Annotated in this window: 19 protein-coding genes; 16 read left to right on the top strand and 3 right to left on the bottom strand. The window is 69.6% G+C overall.

The genetic code is table 11. The features are described 5' to 3' along the window. Window positions 1–106: 106 nt before the first annotated feature. From ACWD26_RS34145 to ACWD26_RS34110, 8 genes are all read left to right on the top strand, one after another. Window positions 107–751: an HAD family hydrolase gene (locus tag ACWD26_RS34145; protein WP_451275874.1), complete on the top strand. Its 645-nt coding sequence runs from the start codon at window positions 107–109 to the stop codon at window positions 749–751. A 54-nt stretch (window positions 752–805) separates the two neighbouring features. Then, window positions 806–2,029, top strand: a complete 1,224-nt coding sequence (locus tag ACWD26_RS34140) for an MFS transporter (RefSeq protein ID WP_451275872.1) — start codon at window positions 806–808, stop codon at window positions 2,027–2,029. Next, entirely contained in the window at window positions 1,980–3,155 is a 1,176-nt protein-coding gene (locus tag ACWD26_RS34135; protein ID WP_451275870.1) for an acetoin utilization protein AcuC, read from the top strand. The genes ACWD26_RS34140 and ACWD26_RS34135 overlap by 50 nt, the downstream gene beginning before the upstream one ends. Window positions 3,156–3,356: 201 nt before the next feature. Continuing rightward, complete coding sequence (locus tag ACWD26_RS34130) at window positions 3,357–4,172, top strand: phosphatase (RefSeq protein WP_451275868.1); 816 nt, start codon at window positions 3,357–3,359, stop codon at window positions 4,170–4,172. Between the two features lie 129 nt (window positions 4,173–4,301). After that, window positions 4,302–4,514 carry a helix-turn-helix domain-containing protein gene (locus ACWD26_RS34125; RefSeq protein ID WP_004984898.1) on the top strand — a complete coding sequence of 71 codons (213 nt, stop codon included), beginning with the start codon at window positions 4,302–4,304 and terminating at the stop codon, window positions 4,512–4,514. A 166-nt stretch (window positions 4,515–4,680) separates the two neighbouring features. Continuing rightward, the gene (locus ACWD26_RS34120; protein WP_003948845.1) at window positions 4,681–4,779 is read left to right on the top strand and encodes a 30S ribosomal protein bS22; all 99 of its coding nucleotides are present in this window, start codon (window positions 4,681–4,683) and stop codon (window positions 4,777–4,779) included. 274 nt (window positions 4,780–5,053) lie between these two features. Next, window positions 5,054–6,121, top strand: a complete 1,068-nt coding sequence (locus tag ACWD26_RS34115) for an NAD-dependent epimerase/dehydratase family protein (RefSeq protein ID WP_451275866.1) — start codon at window positions 5,054–5,056, stop codon at window positions 6,119–6,121. Between the two features lie 14 nt (window positions 6,122–6,135). Next, window positions 6,136–7,215, top strand: a complete 1,080-nt coding sequence (locus ACWD26_RS34110) for a lysophospholipid acyltransferase family protein (RefSeq protein WP_451275864.1) — start codon at window positions 6,136–6,138, stop codon at window positions 7,213–7,215. A gap of 82 nt (window positions 7,216–7,297) precedes the next feature. On the opposite strand, the gene ACWD26_RS34105 is transcribed toward ACWD26_RS34110, so the two are convergent. From ACWD26_RS34105 to ACWD26_RS34095, 3 genes are all read right to left on the bottom strand, one after another. After that, window positions 7,298–8,530, bottom strand: coding sequence for a DUF5667 domain-containing protein (locus tag ACWD26_RS34105; protein WP_451275862.1), 1,233 nt, complete (start codon window positions 8,528–8,530; stop codon window positions 7,298–7,300). A 283-nt stretch (window positions 8,531–8,813) separates the two neighbouring features. Continuing rightward, window positions 8,814–9,590, bottom strand: coding sequence for an ECF subfamily RNA polymerase sigma factor, BldN family (locus ACWD26_RS34100; protein ID WP_451275860.1), 777 nt, complete (start codon window positions 9,588–9,590; stop codon window positions 8,814–8,816). Window positions 9,591–9,988: 398 nt separating this feature from the next. Continuing rightward, a complete protein-coding gene (locus ACWD26_RS34095) occupies window positions 9,989–10,924 on the bottom strand; it encodes an HAD family hydrolase (protein WP_451275858.1) in 936 nt (311 codons plus the stop codon). A 196-nt stretch (window positions 10,925–11,120) separates the two neighbouring features. On the opposite strand from ACWD26_RS34095, the gene ACWD26_RS34090 reads away from it, so the two are divergent. The 8 genes from ACWD26_RS34090 (at window position 11,121) to hemB (ending at window position 19,877) form a co-directional block, all read left to right on the top strand. Next, complete coding sequence (locus ACWD26_RS34090) at window positions 11,121–11,402, top strand: glutaredoxin family protein (RefSeq protein ID WP_451275856.1); 282 nt, start codon at window positions 11,121–11,123, stop codon at window positions 11,400–11,402. Window positions 11,403–11,726: 324 nt separating this feature from the next. Continuing rightward, window positions 11,727–12,482, top strand: coding sequence for a redox-sensing transcriptional repressor Rex (locus tag ACWD26_RS34085; protein WP_451275854.1), 756 nt, complete (start codon window positions 11,727–11,729; stop codon window positions 12,480–12,482). Further along, the gene (locus ACWD26_RS34080; protein WP_451275852.1) at window positions 12,479–14,221 is read left to right on the top strand and encodes a glutamyl-tRNA reductase; all 1,743 of its coding nucleotides are present in this window, start codon (window positions 12,479–12,481) and stop codon (window positions 14,219–14,221) included. Before ACWD26_RS34085 ends, ACWD26_RS34080 begins: the two co-directional genes overlap by 4 nt. Further along, window positions 14,218–15,186, top strand: coding sequence for a hydroxymethylbilane synthase (hemC, locus tag ACWD26_RS34075; RefSeq protein ID WP_451275851.1), 969 nt, complete (start codon window positions 14,218–14,220; stop codon window positions 15,184–15,186). Before ACWD26_RS34080 ends, hemC begins: the two co-directional genes overlap by 4 nt. Further along, on the top strand, window positions 15,183–16,946 hold the full coding sequence (locus ACWD26_RS34070; RefSeq protein ID WP_451275849.1) for a uroporphyrinogen-III synthase: 1,764 nt from the start codon (window positions 15,183–15,185) through the stop codon (window positions 16,944–16,946). The genes hemC and ACWD26_RS34070 overlap by 4 nt, the downstream gene beginning before the upstream one ends. Window positions 16,947–17,331: 385 nt before the next feature. Further along, window positions 17,332–18,468 carry a helix-turn-helix domain-containing protein gene (locus ACWD26_RS34065; RefSeq protein WP_451275847.1) on the top strand — a complete coding sequence of 379 codons (1,137 nt, stop codon included), beginning with the start codon at window positions 17,332–17,334 and terminating at the stop codon, window positions 18,466–18,468. Continuing rightward, window positions 18,465–18,818, top strand: coding sequence for a hypothetical protein (locus ACWD26_RS34060; RefSeq protein ID WP_451275845.1), 354 nt, complete (start codon window positions 18,465–18,467; stop codon window positions 18,816–18,818). The genes ACWD26_RS34065 and ACWD26_RS34060 overlap by 4 nt, the downstream gene beginning before the upstream one ends. 66 nt (window positions 18,819–18,884) lie before the next feature. Continuing rightward, complete coding sequence (gene hemB, locus ACWD26_RS34055; RefSeq protein WP_451275843.1) at window positions 18,885–19,877, top strand: porphobilinogen synthase; 993 nt, start codon at window positions 18,885–18,887, stop codon at window positions 19,875–19,877. Window positions 19,878–19,911 lie beyond the last annotated feature (34 nt).

Genomic DNA, 19,911 nt, shown 5'->3' with positions numbered 1-19,911 from the left:
GGTACTGCAGGGGGGACCCTGTGGGAGAGTAGGACACCGCCGAACAATTATTGAGAAAACCCCTGCCGGGAAACCGGCGGGGGTTTTCTGCGTTTAGGGTCGGGTTATGCGCTATGACCTCGTGATCTTCGACAATGACGGCGTTCTCGTCGACAGTGAGTCGATCTCCAACCAGCTGCTGGCCGCCCACCTCACCGAGTTGGGGTATCCGACCTCCTACGAGGACTCCATTCGGGACTACATGGGGTCGGCCATGCACCGGGTGCACGAGCTTGTGCGGGAGCGGACGGGGCGGCCGTTGCCGGAGGACTTCGACGATGTCTTCCACAGCCGCGTCTTCGCCGCGTTCGAGCGGGAGTTGGAGCCTGTTCCCGGTGTCGTCGGGGTGCTGGAGAAGCTTGTCGCGGACGAAGTGCCGTACTGCGTGGCCTCGTCCGGGAGCCATGAGCGGATCAGGGTGGGGCACCGGACGACCGGGCTCGACCGATGGTTCGGCGCCGACCTCGTCTTCAGTGCGCAGGACGTGGGGCGGGGTAAGCCGGAGCCCGACCTGTTCCTGTACGCGGCGGCGCGGATGGGCGTGGCTCCGGAGAGGTGTGTGGTCGTCGAGGACAGTCCCGCCGGCGTGCGAGCGGGTGTGGCGGCCGGGATGGATGTGTACGGGTTCACGGCGATGACGCCCGCCGAGAAGCTCGTCGGAGCCAAGGGGTACTTCTCGGACATGGGAGAGCTGCTCGACCTGCTTAGTTGAGCAGTATTCAACTTCCTCTACCCATGGGTAGGTCGTGGCCCCTAATGTTCCGCCATGACAGATGTGCTGCGGCGCGGTCGGGCCGCGTTGGCGTTCAGCTTCTTTGCTCAGGGCGTCGCCTTCGCTCTGCTCGTGACCCGTATTCCGGCCATTCAGGACCGGTACGGGGTCTCCGACGCGCTGTTGCCCGCGTTCCTTGCCGCTGTGCCGGTGCTGGCCGGGCTGGGCAGTGTCTGCACCGAGCATCTCGTGAAGCGCGTGCCGCCGAGCCGGGTGCTGCGGTGGTCCCAGCCCGTCGTGCTTCTGGCGCTGCTCGGCGTGGGCGCCGGCGAGCACATGGCCGTGCTCGGTGCCGCGCTGGCGGCCTTCGGGCTGGCGGTCGGCGCGCTCGACGCGTCGATGAACATGCTCGGAGTGAGTCTGCAGCGGGCGTACGGGCGGAGCATCATGCTCGGCTTCCATGCCGTGTACAGCCTGGGTGGGATAGCCGGGGCCTCGCTGGCATGGGTGGGGGCGCACTGGGAACTGCCGCTGCTCGTGTTGTATCTGCCGGTGGTGGTCGTGCTGCTGCCGGCCGCGCTGGTGGGGAGCCGGTGGTACGTCGATGCGGGGCCTGCGGAGGAGAAGAAGGAGGACGCCGTCGCCGCGGGGGCGGGTGGGTCCGTAGCCTTCGGCATGCTGCTGCCGCTCTGTCTGGTGATGTGCTTCGCGTACATCGGGGACTCGACCGTCTCCAACTGGAGTGCGAAGTATCTGCAGGATGTGCTGGGGAGCAGCGAGCAGATGGCGACCGTGCCGTACAACGTCTATATGGTCACCACGTTGCTCGGGCGGTCCATCGGGGACTTCGGGGTGCGGAGGTTCGGGGCCGCGGCCGTCGTGCGGGCCGGGGCGCTCGTGGCGGCGGTCGGGTTCGCCGTCGTGGCGGGGGCGCCGGGGGCCTGGGTGGGGATGCTCGGGTTCACCCTGCTGGGACTCGGGCTGTGTGTGCTGGTGCCGCAGACGTTCGCGGCGGCGGGGCGGTTGTTCCCGGGTGCTTCGGATGCTGCCGTTGCTCGGCTGAACATCTTCAACTATGTCGGGTTTTTGATCGGTTCTCCGTTGGTGGGGGCTCTGGGAGACCTGTGGAGCTACCGCGGGGCGATGCTCGTACCGATGGTGTTGGTGCTGGTGACGTTGGTGTACGCCCGGTCGTTCGAGACTGAACCGGACCGATACGGTGGCGGGCATGAGCGGCCGCGCACAGCTGATGTGGGACGAGGCAGTAACGGGCTATGACTTCGGTCCGGACCATCCGATGGATCCGGTCCGGCTGGAGTTGACCCGGAGTCTGGTGAGTGCCTTCGGGCTCGATCGGGAGATGGACGTCGTCTCGGCGAAGCCCGCTGGGGAGTCGACGCTTCGGCTCGTGCATCGCGAGGACTATGTGGCGGCGGTGAAGGCCGCGTCGGCCGATCCCGCGGGCGCGGACGGTTCGTACGGGCTCGGGACCATGGATGATCCGGCCTTCGCCGGGATGCATGAGGTGTCCGCCCTGATCGCCGGGCAGTCGGTGGGCGCGGCGGAGGCCGTGTGGCGGGGGGACGCGCTGCACGCGGTGAACTTCGCGGGTGGGCTGCACCATGCGATGCCTGGGGGCGCGTCGGGGTTCTGTATCTACAACGACGCGTCGATCGCCATCGCCCGGCTGTTGGAGCTGGGGGCCGAGCGGGTCGCGTATGTGGATGTGGATGTGCATCACGGGGACGGGGTGCAGGCCGCCTTCTGGGAGGATCCGCGGGTTCTGACGATCTCGCTGCATGAGCATCCTCGGACGTTGTTCCCGCAGACCGGGTGGTCCGAGGAGACGGGGGCCCCGGGCAGTGCGGAGGGCTCGGCCGTGAATGTGGCGCTGCCGGCGGGGACCGGGGACGCGGGGTGGTTGCGGGCCTTCCATGCGGTGGTGCCCGAGGTGTTGGCCGATTTTCGGCCGCAGGTGCTGGTGACCCAGCACGGGGCTGATACGCACTTCGAGGATCCGCTGGCGCATCTGGCGGTGTCGTTGGACGCGCAGCGGGCGGTGCAGGTGGCTCTGCACGAGCTGGCGCACGAGTACGCCGAGGGGCGGTGGGTCGCGCTCGGTGGGGGTGGGTACGCGGTGGTGGATGTGGTGCCGCGGTCGTGGACGCATCTGGTGGGGGTCGTGGCGGGGCGGGAGATCGCGCCGGAGAGTGTGATTCCTGAGGAGTGGCGGCAGCGGGTGTTCGCGCGTACGCGGCAGTTGGCGCCGGTGCGGATGACTGATGGGCGGTGGCCTGTGTCCTTTGCCGGGTGGGAGTCCGGGTACGATCCCGCGGATCGGTTGGATCAGGCCGTGCTGGCCGCGCGGAAGGCTGTGTTTCCGTTGCGGGGGTTGTTGCCCTAGGTTTTGCGCCCCCGCCGCCCCTACCCGTTCCCATCCCCAGGGGCTGCGTGTCCCTTCGACCCCCGTCACAGATTCGGGGCTCCGCCCCGGGCCCCGTTCGCGCAGTTCCCCGCGCCCCTGGCCTGAAGGGCGGTTAGGCCAACTGTGTGGTCGTGCGGTGTTTTGGGGGTGGTGGGGTGGGGTGTGCGTCAGCATCGGGGTGTGGTGAGTGGTGGGGCGTTGCGGGAGCATCTCGTGGCTTCCGGGCTGGCGGGGAGGGTCGCCACCGGCCGGGAGGCGAGTCTGCGGAGTTATCGGTTGTTCGCGGCTCGGGATCCTCGGTTTTTGATCGGACTTGATCCGGAGATGGCCTGGGGGCAGCGGGATGTGCTCGGGTTGATGGCGGAGAAGTGTGGGGTTTCGGCCGATCCGGGGTGCACATCCGGGCAGGATGTGATCGATCCGGAGCGCACGATGGGGGCGCTGGACCGGTTCGCGGAACGGCTCGGGGCCGTCGCTCGCAGTGGCGGCGCGGTGCTTCTCGGGACCGGGCATCCGCATCGACTGATCGGCTTCTACGGCGCGTTGGCGGACGCTTTGTCGGCGGCGGGATGTGAGGTTCTCACCCCTGCGACGGGTAGACGTGTCGACATAACGACCCGGTTCGGTCTACGCACGTACAACCTTGACTACGTACGAGGAGTCGCCTTCGTCCGCGAGGCGACCGCCTCGCGCTCCGGTTGTGCGACCAGCGTGCACACGCATTCGCCGCTCCCGGTTCGGACGGTTCTGGCGGCCGCGGCGGAGGCCGGCGGGCCGCTCCCGGAACTCGTGGTGGGAGACCACGGATGGGTCTGCGGGGCAGGTCAGCTGGGGTTCGAGGCGATCGGGCTGGCAGATACGGACGATCCGGCGCTCTTCGTGGGGGAGGCGGAGGGGCGGGTGTCCGTCGTCGTTCCACTTGATGACGGTGTGCGGTCCGGTTACTACCGACCGCTGACCCGCTACGTACTCAATCGGGCGTGTCTGTCACAGTAGGCCGCCGATGGCATCCCCTCTTCCCCACTCGCATCACCCGCCCCTACATTGGGGAGTGAGCACGCAGCGACGAAGAGTCACCGGAAGGGGAAGCCGGTGGCCGTCGAGTGCGGAAGGTTCAGGTGTGTCATGGCTGCAGCTGGCGAGAGGCCTCTGAACGAGGTTCAGTTCCTTACCGTGGCGGAAGTCGCCTCGGTGATGCGAGTGTCGAAGATGACCGTGTACCGATTGGTGCACAGCGGTCATCTGCCGGCGATCCGGGTGGGCAGGTCCTTCCGGGTGCCGGAGCAAGCGGTTCACGAGTACCTCCGCGAGAGCTATGTGGGGGTGGAGACTGCCTGACGGTCATCGGGCCACAGGGCTCCCGGAGGCCTCGCGGGGCCTCCGGGAACCTCTGGTTCACCCTCGATTACGACCTCAGCGCTCGGGCGGGTAGGCTGGCCCCTCGTAGGTCGTATGGGCCCATGGCGCCCAAACACCGAGTGATGAGAAGTGAGCGAGGGTAGTCGTGGGCTCTGTTATCAAGAAGCGGCGCAAGCGGATGGCTAAGAAGAAGCACCGCAAGCTGCTCAAGCGCACCCGCGTTCAGCGTCGCAACAAGAAGTAAGGCGGTCCGGCCCTGTGAAGGGGTCCTGGCCGGCCCCCGTCGCGTAAGGGGGTCGTACGCCTTGCTTGCTTGCGCGAGCGCTGTTGAGAGCGCGTAGCCGTGACCCCCCACCGCATGCGGTGGGGGGTCACGGTGTTTTTGCGGGTCATTGACGGAGTCGCGGTCATCACAGCGCAACGTCGACCCGCTAACGTGGCCGCACACGGGGAACGCGGCAGAGTACGAGCAGAAGGTACGCCGACGAGAGCCGACGGCTGGAAGGAAGGCGCTGATCTTGGGGAAGGTCGTGCTCGTGACCGGGGTCGCCCGTCAGCTGGGTGGCCGGTTCGTCCGACGGATCCAGCGTGACCCGCAGGTCGACCGGGTCATCGCGGTGGACGCGGTGGCGCCGGGACATCATCTGGGTGGCGCGGACTTCGTGCAGGCCGACATCCGGCAGCCCGCCATAGCCCGATTGCTGGCCGAGCACAACGTGGACACCGTCGTGCACCTGGACGTCACGGGCACGCCGCTGGGCAGCGGCGGGCGGGCCACGCTGAAGGAGACCAACGTCATCGGCACCATGCAGCTGCTGGGTGCCTGTCAGAAGTCCCCCTTGATCAAGCGGCTGGTCGTGAAGTCCAGTACGAACGTGTACGGCTCCGCGCCCCGGGACCCCGCCGTGTTCACCGAGACCACGCCGCCCAAGTCCCTGCCGAGCGGTGGCTTCGCCAAGGACACCGTGGAGGTCGAGGGATACGTACGCGGCTTCGCGCGGCGGCGGCCCGACGTGGCCGTGTGCGTGCTGCGGTTCGCGAACATCCTCGGACCGAGCGCCGATTCGCCGCTCGCCTCGTACTTCTCGATGCCGGTGCTGCCGACCGTGCTGGGCTACGACCCACGGCTGCAGTTCGTCCACGAGGACGATGTGATCGAGGTGCTGCGGATCGCCTCGCACGAGCCGGCGCGCGGCACGCTGAACAGCGGCACGTTCAACATCGCCGGTGACGGTGTCCTGCTGCTCTCGCAGTGCGCGCGGCGCCTGGGCCGGCCCACCGTGCCGCTGCTGATGCCGGCCGTCAGCTGGGTCGGTTCGATGGTCCGCACGCTCGGCGTGACGGACTTCTCGCCGGAGCAGCTGCGGTTGCTGACCCACGGGCGGGTCGTGTCGACGAAGCAGATGCGCGAGACGCTGGGCTACCGGGCCAAGTACACGACCGCGGAGACCTTCGCGGACTTCGCGCGCGGCAGGGGCCCCGGGCTTGTGCCTCCGGAGGCCCTCGCAGGGGCCATCGACCGGCTCGCCGCGCTGCCCGTGCCCGTACTGGGTGGCAGCCAACCCCCGACGCAGAGCGCCAACTGAGGAGCGCATCAACGATGGCGGATGCCAAGGTCATTCCGTTCGACGACGACCGGACGCGCGGGGGTGCCGTGCAGCGCCCGCCGCGCCGCCGGAGTACGGGGAGCCGGCGCAAGGGCGAGAGCGCGGTCGTACGGGACGTGCGTGAATCCGGCGAGGTCCAGGCCCTCCCCGGACGGCCGACCAGCACCGATGATGTCCCTGTGACACGGGAGAAGCCGGAGCCGCCCCAGGGGGCCGCCGAGGCACAGGACGGCAGCGGGCTGGAGCGGCGCATCGCGGGCGGGCTCGCCTTCCTGCGCAAGCGGCTCACCGGTGACTACGAGGTCGACGACTTCGGCTACGACGCCGAGCTCACCGACCAGGTGCTGATGTCGCTGCTGCGGCCGGTTTACGAGAAGTACTTCCGGGTCGAGGTGAAGGGCATCGAGAACATCCCGACGGACGGTGGCGCCCTGATCGTCGCCAACCACTCGGGGACGCTGCCGATGGACGGCCTGATGATGCAGGTCGCCGTCCACGACAACCATCCCGCCGGGCGCCATCTGCGGCTGCTCGCGGCGGACCTGGTCTTCATGCTGCCGGTGGTCAACGAGCTGGCCCGCAAGCTGGGGCACACCCTCGCGTGCGCGGAGGACGCCTCACGGCTGCTTGAGCAGGGTGAGCTGGTCGGGGTCATGCCGGAGGGCTTCAAGGGCCTCGGCAAGCCCTTCGGGGACCGCTACAAGCTGCAGCGTTTCGGCCGGGGTGGTTTCGTCTCGACCGCCCTGCGCGCCGGTACGCCGATCATCCCGTGCTCGATCGTGGGCGCGGAGGAGATCTACCCGATGATCGGGAACTCGAAGACGGTCGCTCGTCTGCTCGGTTTCCCGTACTTCCCGATCACGCCGACGTTCCCCTGGCTGGGCCCCCTGGGCGCGGTGCCGCTGCCGACGAAGTGGACCATCCAGTTCGGGGAGCCCATCCCCACGGACGGCTATCCGCCGGAGGCCGCCGAGGACCCGATGCTGATGTTCAACCTGACGGACCAGGTCCGCGAACAGATCCAGCACACGCTGTACAAGCTGTTGGTGCAGCGGCGGTCGGTGTTCTTCTAGCGGCTCTGTGCCGGCATACGACGGTGGGGCGCCCTTCTTCGAGAAGGGCGCCCCACCGTCGTATGGAGCTAGTGGGCTGGAGCTAGTCGGTGTTCTCGCCGTCGATGCCGAGGCCGGGCAGGAGGCCCGGGAGAAGGGGCGGGAGGGTGACGTCGGGCTTTTCGGCCGGGGTGGATTTGCCGGTGGACGGGGAGGTGCTGGTGGTGTCGTCCTGGGGCGGGTCCAGGAGGCCGCCGGTGGTGCCGCCGACGAGGCCTTCGCCGCTGCTGTCCGAGGTGGACGGCTGGGGCTTGCTGCCGCTTTCCCGGGTGCCGTCGGCGGAGCCGCCGGGGGAACTGGGGGCCGGGCCGCCCGAGTCCGTGGAGCCGGGGGTGCCGGAACCCGGCGAGCGCCGCTTGTCGCCGCCGCCCTGGACGGGGGGCTGAGGCAGCAGCGAGGAGTGCGGGGCGACCTCTTCGTCTATGGCGTCGAAGACCGACGAGACCTGCTGGCTCACGTCCCCGAGCTGCACGGGCAGTCGGTCGCGGAGCGCGCCCCAGGCCTCGCGGTGGGATCGCGAGAAGGCCGACAGTGCCTGGATGGGGCCGAGGGAGCCGGGGTCCCGCTGGTAGGCCTCGTGGAGCAGGCGGTGGCCCTCGGAGGCGTCGTGCCGCATGCCGCTGAGGGCGCGGCGGATCTCGCCGACGGACTCGTGGTCGAGCTGTCCGCCCCGGTCGCGCTCCATGAGGCGGCGGGCCTCGCCGAGCCGGGTGGACGCCTGGTCCAGATAGAGCCGGCCGCGGTCGTCGCTGTCGTCGGCCAGGGTGAGCTTCACGTCCTCGATGCCACGCTTGAGGCCGTAGAGCGAGTCACCGGGCAGGGCGTCGGAGCTGGCGGCGGCCACACCGCCGAACGCGCTCGCGGCCACACCGACGCTGAGTCCGCCCGCGGCGAGACCCTTCGTCAGGCGGGACCGTGGTCGCAACTTTCCCAGCGGGCTTGCCCGGTGAGCGCCTCGCGCCTTGCCCGATCGCTGCTCGGGCACCGAAGGGTCCGACGCCTCGCGCCCCGGCAGTGTGCCGTCCCGCAGCATGGCTTCCATCGCGGCCACCAACTGGGCGCGATGGACGACCTTGACCTCGGGGTCGAGCACCGGCTTGGGCAGCTCGTCGAGACCGGTCGCGAGGGCCAACAGGCGGCCCTGCTCGGTCTGTTCCGCTGCCGGGGCCGGTGGCGATCCCTCGGGCTGCTCGGCCGCCGTGCCCCGGTCGGACAGCTCCTCCAGGGCCTGGGCGAAGGCGTTCGCCCGCCGGTGCGCCGATACGTTCGCGATCACTGGCGGCACCTCCTCTCGTCATGACGGTCGACTCCCCAGGGGGTCCTGAGGGTTGCACGTCCCCGACCGATCCACACGATCGAGTGATCGATGTCGGTCAGGGTGCGACCACAGGGAGCCTGTATCCCGCACAACGAGTGGTGTGGCACTTGGGTTACGGACGGCGGATGATCGGGCGTGGAAGTCAACGGACTTCCACGGAGCGTGAGTTGGTGTCGCTGAGCGTATGTGATCGGCGCTCGGCGCGGTGCCGCTCAGCCGTGGTCGTCCCGGGCGGTGGGGTTCAGCGGGCGTCGTCCGGGAGGAGGCGGGCGAGGGTGCGGACCGCGCGGTACTGGAGGGTCTTGATCGCGCCCTCGTTCTTGCCCATGACGCGGGCGGTCTCGGCGACGGAGAGGCCCTGGAGGAAGCGGAGGGTGACGCACTCCTGCTGCTGGGGGTTGAGGCGGCGTACGGCCTCCAGCAGTGCGGCGTTGGAGAGGGACTCCAGGACGGAGTCCTCGGGGGAGCGCTCGACCTCGTTGGCGTCGAGCATCTCGCCGGTGGTGACCTCGAGGCGGAAACGGCTGGACTTGAAGTGGTCGGCCACCAGGTTGCGGGCGATCGTGACCAGCCAGGCGCCGAAGTCGCGGCCCTGCCAGGTGAACGTGCCGATGCGGCGCAGGGCGCGCAGGAACGTCTCGCTGGTGAGGTCCTCGGCGGTCGCCTTGCCGCCGACGCGGTAGTAGATGTAGCGGTAGACGGTGTCGCTGTACTGGTCGTACAGGCGGCCGAAGGCGTCGGCCTCGCCGGACTGGGCGCGTTCGACGAGGTCCATCATGCGGGCGCTGTCGCTGTCCGCGGCCGGACGGCGGGTGGTCGTGGCGGCGGATCCCGAACGGCCTCGTCTGCCCACCGCCGCGCTGCCCTCGGCCAGTGCGTAGCACGGACCGACGGGCGCGGCGGAGGTGGCGAGGGCGGGGACGGCGTACGCGGTGGGGACGAAGCCGCGCAACAGTTGGTTGACCGTCGCGCGCAGCGTAGCCAGGCCCGAGGCGTCAACCCCGACGTGTGGGTACACGGGACTCCCAGAGGCAGAGCTTCCATCACGTGCAGTACGGAACCTTTCACCCGTCGTAGCGACGGAGGGGTACCGGTTTGCGTTTGAGGAGAATAACGCTTCGTGCAGGCACTGCTACACCCAGTTGCTCAAATCATCGATTACGTCGCTTCTGTAACCGATTGACGGCTGCTCAAGTGCCGATCCGTGATCGATTGCTGATCGATTGAGTTCGTGTTCCGTCTGGGTGCGGGGCGTGTTGTGGTCGGGTGCGGATGGCGTGACTGAGGGGCACGGAGTGGGGGTAGGACGGCTGGAATGCGGGGTGGCGGGGCCGGACGCGCGAACGCCGGAGAGGCTGGTTTCCCAGCCTCTCCGGCGTTCGAAAAACGACAGACAGTTCAGACGGCCCGGACGGTTCAGCGGCGACGGCGATGCAAAGCGATCGCGGCCGCCGTGCCGCCGGCCACCGCTCCCACACCCGCCGCCGCGGGCAGACCGACCTTGGCGGCCTTGCGGGCGGTTCGGTAGTCGCGCAGCCGCCAGTCCATCTCGCGGGCGTGCTTGCGGAGTTTGGTGTCCGGGTTGATGGCGTAGGGGTGCCCCACGAGCGACAGCATGGGGATGTCGTTGTGGGAGTCGCTGTACGCGGCGCAGCGGGAGAGGTCGAGGCCCTCCGCCGCGGCCAGGGCGCGGACGGCCTCGGCCTTCGCGGGACCGTGCAGCGGCTCGCCGACCAGCTTGCCGGTGTAGACGCCGTCGACCGACTCGGCGACCGTGCCCAGCGCGCCGGTCAGGCCCAGGCGGCGGGCGATGACCTGGGCGATCTCCACGGGCGCGGCCGTGACGAGCCAGACCTTCTGGCCGGCGTCGAGGTGGGCCTGGGCCAGGGCGCGGGTGCCCGGCCAGATGCGCTCGGCCATGTACTCGTCGTAGATCTCCTCGCCGATGATCGTCAGTTCGGCGACGCGGTGGCCCTGGACGATGGAGAGCGCGGAGTTCTGGGCGTCCTGCATGTGCTCGGGGTCCTCGGACCCCGCCAGCCGGAACCATGCCTGCTGCCAGGCGAATCGGGCGAGGTCGCGGGTCTCGAAGAACTTCCGTTTGTACAGGCCCCGGCCGAAGTGGAAGAGCGAGGCGCCCTGCATGACGGTGTTGTCGAGGTCGAAGAAGGCGGCGGCCTTGTCGTCGCCGAGGACCGGGAACTCCGGTTCCTTGACGGCGTCGGGCGCGGGGGAGATGTCCTCCAGCTCCTGGGAGGACTTGCGCGCTGCCTCCGCAGAGGCCTCGCCTGCCAAAACGCTCCGCGCCGTGGCGGAGCGCCTACGGGGAGTGAGCCATCCGAGAGCGGCCATGACGTGAGCATAGCCAGTCAGTTCAGTGGTTCCGGAGTCGAGAGGTTTGCGGGTTGTGAACTCTCCACGACCGTGTCGTTAAAGGAGTGGACCCGGCGGCGTGTCCGTATGCGGAACGGGGAGGAACCGGTCGGGAAAAGAGCAGGTCGTGCGCTTCGTGGTGAGGAAGAGGTGTGCGCCTTCGTGCGGAGCGACAATGGCCGACATGAGTGCCATGTTTCGGCGGACGCCGAGGAATTCCGGTGAGCGTCTCGTCACACTGATCGGGAAACCCGGGTGCCATCTGTGCGACGACGCGGAGGCGGTGATTGGGAAGGTCTGCGGTGAGCTGGGCGTTCCCTGGGAGAAGAAGGACATCACCGAGGACCCCGAACTGCACCGCCAGTACTGGGAGCAGATCCCCGTGGTGCTGGTGGACGGTGCCCAGCACACCTTCTGGCGTGTGAATGAGGAGCGGCTGCGCAAGGCCCTCTCGTAGGGGGCTCTACGAATGTGACCTGACCGACCAGTCCAAGTGGTCCCAAAAGTCGCTTAGGATCGATGGGCTGGTTGGTCTCGGGGGCGGGATTCGTGAGGAGAGTGTGCGGTTTTGCCCCCGTCGTGCAAGGCGCCCGGTGAGGAACGAAGGCATGTGTGTGCCGGTTCCATTCGCGCGTGTCGCGTGCGCGTGACCCCGGTCACGTTGGCCGGGCAAATCGGACACCATCTTTGTGCACGCGTTCACAAAGACATAGCCTGCTGTCGACGGGGCGGTCTGGGGACGCATGACCGCCCGCAGCCCCGCTCTACCCGCAGGAGCACCGTGGCAACTGGCCGAACTCACCGACCGGCGACCCGTAGCCGAGGAATTCCCGAGGCCACCGTCGCCAGGCTTCCGCTGTACCTCCGTGCTCTGACCGCGCTGTCGGAGCGCTCGGTACCCACCGTTTCATCCGAGGAACTCGCGGCCGCCGCCGGGGTCAACTCCGCGAAGCTGCGCAAGGACTTCTCGTACCTGGGCTCCTACGGGACCCGGGGTGTGGGGTACGACGTCGAGTATCTCGTCTACCAGATCTCGCGTGAGCTGGGGCTGACCCAGGACTGGCCGGTTGTGATCGTCGGTATCGGTAACCTCGGCGCCGCGCTCGCCAACTACGGCGGGTTCGCCTCCCGTGGATTCCGGGTCGCTGCGCTGATAGACGCCGATCCGACGATGGCGGGGAAGCCGGTCGCGGGTATTCCGGTCCAGCACACGGACGAGCTGGAAAAGATCATCGACGACAACGGCGTGTCCATCGGCGTGATCGCCACCCCCGCCGGTGCCGCCCAGCAGGTGTGCGACCGGCTGGTCGCCGCCGGGGTCACGTCGATCCTGAACTTCGCGCCCACCGTGCTGTCCGTGCCGGACGGGGTCGATGTCCGCAAGGTGGACCTCTCGATCGAGCTGCAGATCCTCGCCTTCCACGAGCAGCGCAAGGCCGGCGAGGAGGCCGCGGCCGAGGCCGGTGCCGTACCGCTGGCTCCCAAGGAGTCCGGGAAAGGGCCCGACGGGGATGTCCCCGCCGTGATGCCGGCATGAGTCTCCTGGTCGTCGGACTGAGCCACCGCAGTGCTCCGGTGAGTGTGCTGGAGCGGGCGGCGCTGTCCCTGGACGCGCAGATCAAGTTGCTTCAGGACACGGTCGCCGCCGAGCCGGCCGCCGAGGCCGCCGTTCTCGCCACCTGCAACCGCATCGAGCTGTACGCCGACGTGGACAAGTTCCACGCGGGTGTCGCCGAGCTGTCGACGCTGCTCGCCCAGCACAGCGGGGTGGGGCTCGACGAGCTGACGCCGTACCTGTACGTGCACTACGAGGACCGGGCCGTCCACCATCTCTTCTCGGTGGCCTGCGGGCTGGACTCCATGGTCGTCGGCGAGGGGCAGATCCTCGGGCAGATCAAGGACGCGCTGGCCCGGGCGCAGGAGCTGCACACCGCCGGGCGGCTGCTGAACGACCTGTTCCAGCAGAGCCTCAGGGTCGGCAAGCGGGCGCACTCCGAGACCGGGATCGACCGGGCCGGGCAGTCGCTGGTGACCTTCGGTCTGGAGCAGTTCACCGCCGGCGCGGACGTCGAGAGCTGGGCCCGGGGCAAGCGGGCCGTCGTGATCGGTGCCGGGTCGATGTCCTCCCTGGCCGCCGCGACGCTCGCGCGCGCCGGTGTCGGCGAGATCGTGATCGCCAACCGGACGTACGACCGGGCCGAGCGGCTCGCGCAGATCTTGACCGAACAGGGCGGAACGGACGTGCTGGCCCGCGCGGTTCCGATGGAATCGGTGCCGGCCGAGCTGACACGTGCCGAGGTCGTCGTCTCCTGTACGGGCGCCACGGGCCTGGTCCTGACCGCCGAGACGGTCGCGGCGGCCGTCGAGGGCCGGGTGCCCGAGGGCGTCCCCGCCGGGCCGGAGAGCCGTACGGACACGCGTACCGCGATACGGCCGGTCCTGCCGCCGGCCTCCCTCGGCAGCGACGACGACTGCCCCCTCGACCTCCCCGCCGTCCAGGGCGGTGGCTTCTCCGTGCACGGGGAGGCCGCGGTGGCCGGGATGGACGCGGCCACGCTGGAGCAGCACGCCGCCTGGGTGGACAACGCGACCGTGGACCGGCGCGCGAGCCGCCGTACGCCGGAGCGTGAGACCGCGCGTACGCCCGCCGCGGACGCCGAGCTGATCGCAGCGCTCGTCGCGACCGTGGCCGTCACCGGGCGGATCACCGAGCTGCGCAGGCCCGAGCCCGTCGTCGAGGTGCCCCGGCCGACGCCGGTCCTGGCGTTGCTGGACCTGGCGATGCCCCGGGACATCGACGCCGCCGCGCACCGGCTGGCCGGGGTGCGGCTGGTCGACATCGAGTCGCTCGCCGAGGTCTCGGCGGACGCGCCGATGGCCGCCGACGTCGACATGGTGCGAAGGATCGTTTCCGACGAGGTGGCCGCCTTCGGCGCCGCTCAGCGGGCCGCGCACATCACACCCACCGTCGTGGCGCTGCGCGCCATGGCCGCCGATGTCGTCGCGACCGAGATCGCCCGCCTGGAGGGCCGGCTGCCGGGCCTCGACGACAAGCACCGCGGCGAGATCACCCAGACCGTGCGGCGCGTCGTCGACAAGCTGCTGCACGCGCCGACCGTACGGGTCAAGCAGCTCGCGGCCGAACCCGGCGGCGCCGGGTACGCGGACGCGCTGCGGACTCTGTTCGACCTGGACCAGGAGACGGTCGCCGCCGTGTCCCGGGCCGAGGACAGCAGGACCATGGAGAACGACGCCGAGAACCGAGGGCGATCATGAGTGAGCCGCAAAACAGGGCCCTGAGGCTGGGGACCAGGCGAAGCAAACTCGCCATGGCCCAGTCCGGGCAGGTGGCGGACGAGGTCCGCCGGCTGACCGGACGGCCCGTCGAACTCGTGGAGATCACGACGTACGGCGACGTCTCCCGCGAGCAGTTGGCGCAGATCGGCGGCACGGGTGTGTTCGTCACCGCGCTGCGCGAGGCGCTGCTGCGCGGCGAGGTCGACTTCGCCGTGCACTCCCTCAAGGACCTGCCCACCACGCACCCGGACGACCTGGCGCTGGCCGCCGTGCCGGTGCGCGAGGACGCGCGGGACGTGCTGGTCGCCAGGGACGGGCTGACCTTCGAGCAGCTGCCCGAGGGCGCGCGCGTCGGCACCGGTTCGCCGCGACGGATGTCCCAGCTGAACGCGTACGCGCGCAGCCACGGGCTCACGATCGAGACGGTGCCGATCCGCGGGAACGTAGACACCCGGATCGGGTATGTGCGGAAGGGTGAGCTGGACGCCGTCGTTCTGGCCGCCGCCGGACTGAACCGGATCGGGCGGATTGATGAAGTGACCGATTTCCTTTCGGTCGACACCGTTTTGCCCGCCCCCGGCCAGGGGGCACTGGCGATCGAATGCGCCGCGGACAACGCGGAACTGATCGCCGCGCTCGCCGGGCTCGACGACCCGTACACACGGGGCGCCGTGACCGCCGAGCGGTCCCTGCTCGCCGCCCTGGAGGCCGGTTGCAGCGCACCTGTGGGTGCGTTCGCCGACCTGCTGGCCGACGGGCAGATTGTCAAGGAGATGCGCCTGCGCGGCGTCGTCGGCACGACCGACGGCTCGACGCTGGTGCAGCTGTCCACCACCGGTCCCGTGCCCGAGACGTACGACCAAGCAATGGCGCTCGGCCGTGAACTCGCCGCCGAGATGCTCGCTAAGGGTGCGGCCGGTCTGATGGGGGAGCGAGCACATTGAGCCCCACCACCCTTCCCGCCGGTCCGGACCACGGTCACGTCACCTTCCTCGGTGCCGGACCCGGGGATCCGGGACTGCTGACACTGCGCGCCGTCGAGGCGCTGGCGAACGCGGACGTTCTCATCGCCGAGCACGACGTGCTCGACGTGGTGCGTACGCACGCCCGCGAGGGCGTCACGCTGCTGGACACCGATTCGAGCCCGCCGCCGGCACTGACTGCGGCGTCCTCAGCTGCTGCCTCTGCCTCTTCCGCGGCTACTTCAGCGGATACGTTTTCGGGCACAGGCACGCCTCAGCTGACGGTTGTTGACGGCGCGTCAACAACCGTTGGTGCACCCGCTGTGCGGGATGCCGCACATCTTGTCATGGAGGCCGCGCGGGGCGGCAAGCGGGTCGTGCGTGCGGTGTCAGGGGACCCTGGCCTCGACACTTACGCCACCGAGGAGATGCTGGCGTGCGCCGCCGCCGGCGTGCCGTTCGAGGTGGTGCCCGGCGTGGCGGCCGCCGTGGGCGTGCCCGCGTACGCCGGTGTGCCGCTGCGGGACGCGCAGGGCGCGGACGTACGGTTCGTCGACGCGCGCACGGCGTCCGAGCGGTGCTGGTCGGAGGTCGGCACGTCGGACGGGACGGTCGTGGTCTCGGCGACGCTGGAGACCGTGGCCGCGGCGGCGGGTGAACTGGTCGCGGCGGGCCGCAAGCCCGATACGCCGATGACCGTCACCGTCGCCGGTACGACGACCCGGCAGCGGACCTGGAGCGCGACGCTCGGCACGATCGCGCAGACCTTCAAGCAGGCGAAGGTGCTGCCCTCGCCCGAGGGCGGTCGGCCGGTGATAGCCGTGGTCGGTGAGCGTTCCGCGGCGGCCCAGCGCGACCAGCTGTCGTGGTTCGAGAACAAGCCGCTCTTCGGGTGGCGGGTCCTCGTGCCGCGTACGAAGGAGCAGGCTGCCTCGCTCTCCGACCAACTGCGCTCGTACGGGGCCGTGCCGCACGAGGTGCCGACGATCGCGGTCGAGCCGCCGCGGACGCCGCAGCAGATGGAGCGGGCCGTGAAGGGGCTCGTGACCGGGCGCTACGAGTGGATCGCCTTCACCTCGGTGAACGCGGTCAAGGCCGTGCGGGAGAAGTTCGAGGAGTACGGGCTCGACGCCCGTGCCTTCGCGGGGATCAAGGTCGCGGCGGTGGGGGAGCAGACCGCCAAGGCACTCATCGCCTTCGGTGTGAAGCCGGATCTCGTGCCGAGCGGGGAGCAGTCCGCCGCCGGGTTGCTGGAGGACTGGCCGCCGTACGACCCCGTGTTCGACCCGATCGACCGTGTCTTCCTGCCGCGCGCCGACATCGCGACCGAGACGCTGGTCGCCGGACTGATCGAGCTCGGGTGGGAGGTCGACGACGTCACGGCCTATCGGACCGTGCGCGCGTCGCCGCCGCCGGCCGAGACCCGGGAGGCGATCAAGGGGGGCGGGTTCGACGCGGTGCTCTTCACGTCGTCGTCCACTGTGCGGAACCTGGTGGGCATCGCCGGGAAGCCGCACAACGTGACGGTGATCGCCTGTATCGGTCCGGCCACGGCCAAGACCGCCGAGGAACACGGGCTGCGCGTGGACGTGATGGCTCCCGAGCCGTCCGTGCACAAGTTGGCCGAGGCGCTGGCGGACTTCGGGCTGCGGCGGCGCGTGGCTGCGGTCGAGGCGGGGGATCCCGTCACTCGGCCGAGCGAGCGGCGGCCGGGGGCGCGGAGACGGCGGACGACCACCTGAGGGTAGGTACGTGAGAACGGCGGAGGGGTCCTGGGTGGACGCCTCCGCCGTTCTTTGCGTGTGGGTCACGGCAGCGCCGGTACGGCGGCACACCCGGCGTGATGAACCGTGCGGCGTACCGGAGCCCGGAAACACGGGTCCCGGTCGGGCGTGTGTCGGGGGTGCGGGCGGTAAAAGAGAAAGAACTCTTGGGAAAGAACCCTCCAAACCAATCCAAACCCCGTGTTCGTCACTCGGCGGAGTGAACTCTCCCAACTCGGCTGGCGCGAGGGAGGTTTGGACGTGCAGGCTCGGCGGAGACCGACCGCAGACATGCGACGGCCCTCGCCGGGAGTGCAATCCCAGTGCGAGGGCCTGACCACCGAGGAGAAGTAGGGCTTCCCTCATGGCTGAGACCAAGCTTAGTGGCGCTGTGCGCCCGCAGTCCCGTATCCGGCAAAGTGCCACCCGTTCCGGTGTCACTCACGTCAAGGAGTACCAGCCTGACCGGTACACGATCATCGGGAATCACCTCTCCCAGCATCGTGAGTTGTCGCTGACCGCCATCGGGCTCGGCACCCACATCCTGTCGCTGCCCCAGGGGGCTTCCGCCGACATCCGCACTCTCGCCGAGCGGTTCACCGAAGGCAGGGACCGGATCGCCTTCGCGCTGAGGGAGTTGGAGGCGCACGGTTACGTCGAGCGGGTGCGGGAGCGGGTCGACGGTGGGCGCGTGGTCACGCGGACGTACGCGTACAACGCTCCGGCGCTCACACGGGCCCGTGGGGTGGCGGGGGAGAGGGAGGGGTCGATTGCTGTCGCCGCTCCGGTGGACCCCGTGCCCGTACGGCCGGTCGTCGAGGAGGTGCCCGTCGAGGACGTGGTGGGCGACGGGGGGCCTGTTGGAGGCGATCCAGGCGCCGTTGATTCCGTCGTACCGCCTGCGGCGCAGGACGTCGACCCCGACTCGTCGGAACGCGGTGAGCACCACGACAAGGCTGTCGCGCTGCTCGTGGGGCTGCGCCGGACCGATGATCGGTTCACGCTCTCGCAGAAGGATGTGCGCCGTCTCGCTCCGGCCGTCGTCGCCTGGTTCGAGAACGGGGCCACTAAGGCGGCGGTGCACCACGCCATGACGGCCGATCTTCCCGTGCCTCTCCGGAATCCGGCACGGTTCCTCGCCTACCGCCTGAGTGAACTGCTGCCACCGCCGTTGCCAGTCCTGCCGGACATGTCCGAGGAGCGGGCCGCAGAGGGCGAACCGGCCCCGTGGTACCGGATGGTGGACTGCGCGGGCGGCTGCAATCGGGCCTTCCGCCAGCCCGAGGGGACCTGGTGCCGAGATTGCCGCGCCGAACGCGACCGCCGTACCACCGGGGCGGCCGGGGCCACCGGGGCCACCGGGGCCGTGGGGCGGCAGGACCCGAATCCGTCCGTACCGCCTGAGCTGTCCGTACCGCCTGAGCTGTCTGAGCTGTCTGAGCTGTCTGAGCCGGATTCGGGGCGGACCGATCCACCCGGCTTTCCGAGGAGTGCCGCATGACCGACCACACGATCCACGCCACCTATGTGCAGGTGTACAACACCCTGCGCGATGCGTCGGCCACCCTGGAGTACCTGAAGAAGGAAGGGGTGGCGGAAGGGGTGGAACCTCATGCCGGGGCCGCCATGTGGGGTGTCCGGTTCGCCGCCGCCGTCCTCTACCCGCTGCTGCCCTGCCAGCCGGGGCCGCCCGTCGACTACGACCCGCAGAAGTTGCTGGACTTGGCCGCGCACTGGCGGGATGCCGCGTTCGATCTCGGCGAGTTCGCCCTGCCGGAGCCCGTGCTGCGGGTCGTCCGGGAAGAAGAAGGGGGCGCCCACGTTCCGGGGAGTGGCGTTCAGGGGGCGTAGGACGGGTGCGGGGCTGCCGACGGGGTGTTGGCAAAGGGGGCCACGGCCCGGGCGTAGCGTAGGTATATGTCGAAGTACGGATCGTTTCCCGGTACGCGGCCCCGCCGGCTTCGTACGACGCCCGTGATGCGCCGGATGGTGGCCGAGACGCGGCTGCATCCCGCCGACTTCATCCTGCCCGCGTTCGTGCGGGAGGGCGTGAGTGAGCCGGTGCCGATCGCGGCGATGCCGGGGGTCGTGCAGCACACGCGGGACAGTCTGAAGAAGGCCGCCGTGGAGGCCGTGGAGGCCGGGGTCTCCGGGATCATGCTGTTCGGGGTGCCGGAGGAGGCGAAGAAGGACGCGCTCGGGACGCCTGGGACCGATCCGGACGGGATTCTGCAGGTCGCCATCCGTGATGTGCGGGCCGAGGTGGGCGACGAGCTGCTGGTGATGTCGGATGTGTGTCTCGACGAGACCATCGACCACGGGCACTGCGGGGTGCTGGACGATCAGGGGCGCGTCGACAACGACGCGACGCTGGAGCGGTACGCCGAGATGGCCCAGGTGCAGGCCGACGCCGGTGCGCATGTCGTCGGGCCCAGCGGGATGATGGACGGCCAGATCGGGGTCATCCGTGACGCCCTCGATCAGATCGGGCGTGAGGACGTCGCCATCCTCGCCTACACCGCCAAGTACGCGTCCGCCTTCTACGGGCCCTTCCGGGAGGCCGTCGGCTCCTCGCTGAAGGGGGACCGGAAGACGTACCAGCAGGACCCGGCGAACGCCCGCGAGTCGCTGCGCGAGCTCGCCCTCGATCTGGAGGAGGGCGCCGACATGGTGATGGTCAAGCCGGCCGGGCCCTACCTGGACATCCTCGCGCGGGTCGCGGACAGCGTGGACGTGCCGGTCGCCGCGTACCAGATCTCCGGGGAGTACTCGATGGTCGAGGCCGCCGCCGAGAAGGGGTGGATCGACCGTGACCGGGCGATCCTGGAGACGCTGACGGGGATCAAGCGGGCGGGTGCGCAGAACATCCTCACGTACTGGGCCGTCGAGGCGGCTCGGATGCTGCGCTGAAAAAGACCGGTCGGTCGCCCTGCGCACTGCGGCT

This window comes from Streptomyces sp. NPDC002787 (genome assembly GCF_053592095.1).
The sequence above is the reverse complement of the archived record's forward strand: the minus strand, read 5'-3'. Positions and strand labels throughout refer to the sequence as shown.

Bases quoted from the DNA above. Each gene is read 5' to 3' on its own strand.
- ACWD26_RS34145 (WP_451275874.1), top strand. From the start codon at position 107: ATGCGCTATGACCTCGTGATCTTCGACAATGACGGCGTTCTCGTCGAC.
- ACWD26_RS34140 (WP_451275872.1), top strand. From the start codon at position 806: ATGACAGATGTGCTGCGGCGCGGTCGGGCCGCGTTGGCGTTCAGCTTC.
- ACWD26_RS34135 (WP_451275870.1), top strand. From the start codon at position 1,980: ATGAGCGGCCGCGCACAGCTGATGTGGGACGAGGCAGTAACGGGCTAT.
- ACWD26_RS34125 (WP_004984898.1), top strand. From the start codon at position 4,302: ATGGCTGCAGCTGGCGAGAGGCCTCTGAACGAGGTTCAGTTCCTTACC.
- ACWD26_RS34110 (WP_451275864.1), top strand. From the start codon at position 6,136: ATGGCGGATGCCAAGGTCATTCCGTTCGACGACGACCGGACGCGCGGG.
- ACWD26_RS34095 (WP_451275858.1), bottom strand. From the start codon at position 10,924: ATGGCCGCTCTCGGATGGCTCACTCCCCGTAGGCGCTCCGCCACGGCG.
- ACWD26_RS34090 (WP_451275856.1), top strand. From the start codon at position 11,121: ATGGCCGACATGAGTGCCATGTTTCGGCGGACGCCGAGGAATTCCGGT.
- ACWD26_RS34080 (WP_451275852.1), top strand. From the start codon at position 12,479: ATGAGTCTCCTGGTCGTCGGACTGAGCCACCGCAGTGCTCCGGTGAGT.
- hemC (WP_451275851.1), top strand. From the start codon at position 14,218: ATGAGTGAGCCGCAAAACAGGGCCCTGAGGCTGGGGACCAGGCGAAGC.
- ACWD26_RS34065 (WP_451275847.1), top strand. From the start codon at position 17,332: ATGGCTGAGACCAAGCTTAGTGGCGCTGTGCGCCCGCAGTCCCGTATC.
- ACWD26_RS34060 (WP_451275845.1), top strand. From the start codon at position 18,465: ATGACCGACCACACGATCCACGCCACCTATGTGCAGGTGTACAACACC.
- hemB (WP_451275843.1), top strand. From the start codon at position 18,885: ATGTCGAAGTACGGATCGTTTCCCGGTACGCGGCCCCGCCGGCTTCGT.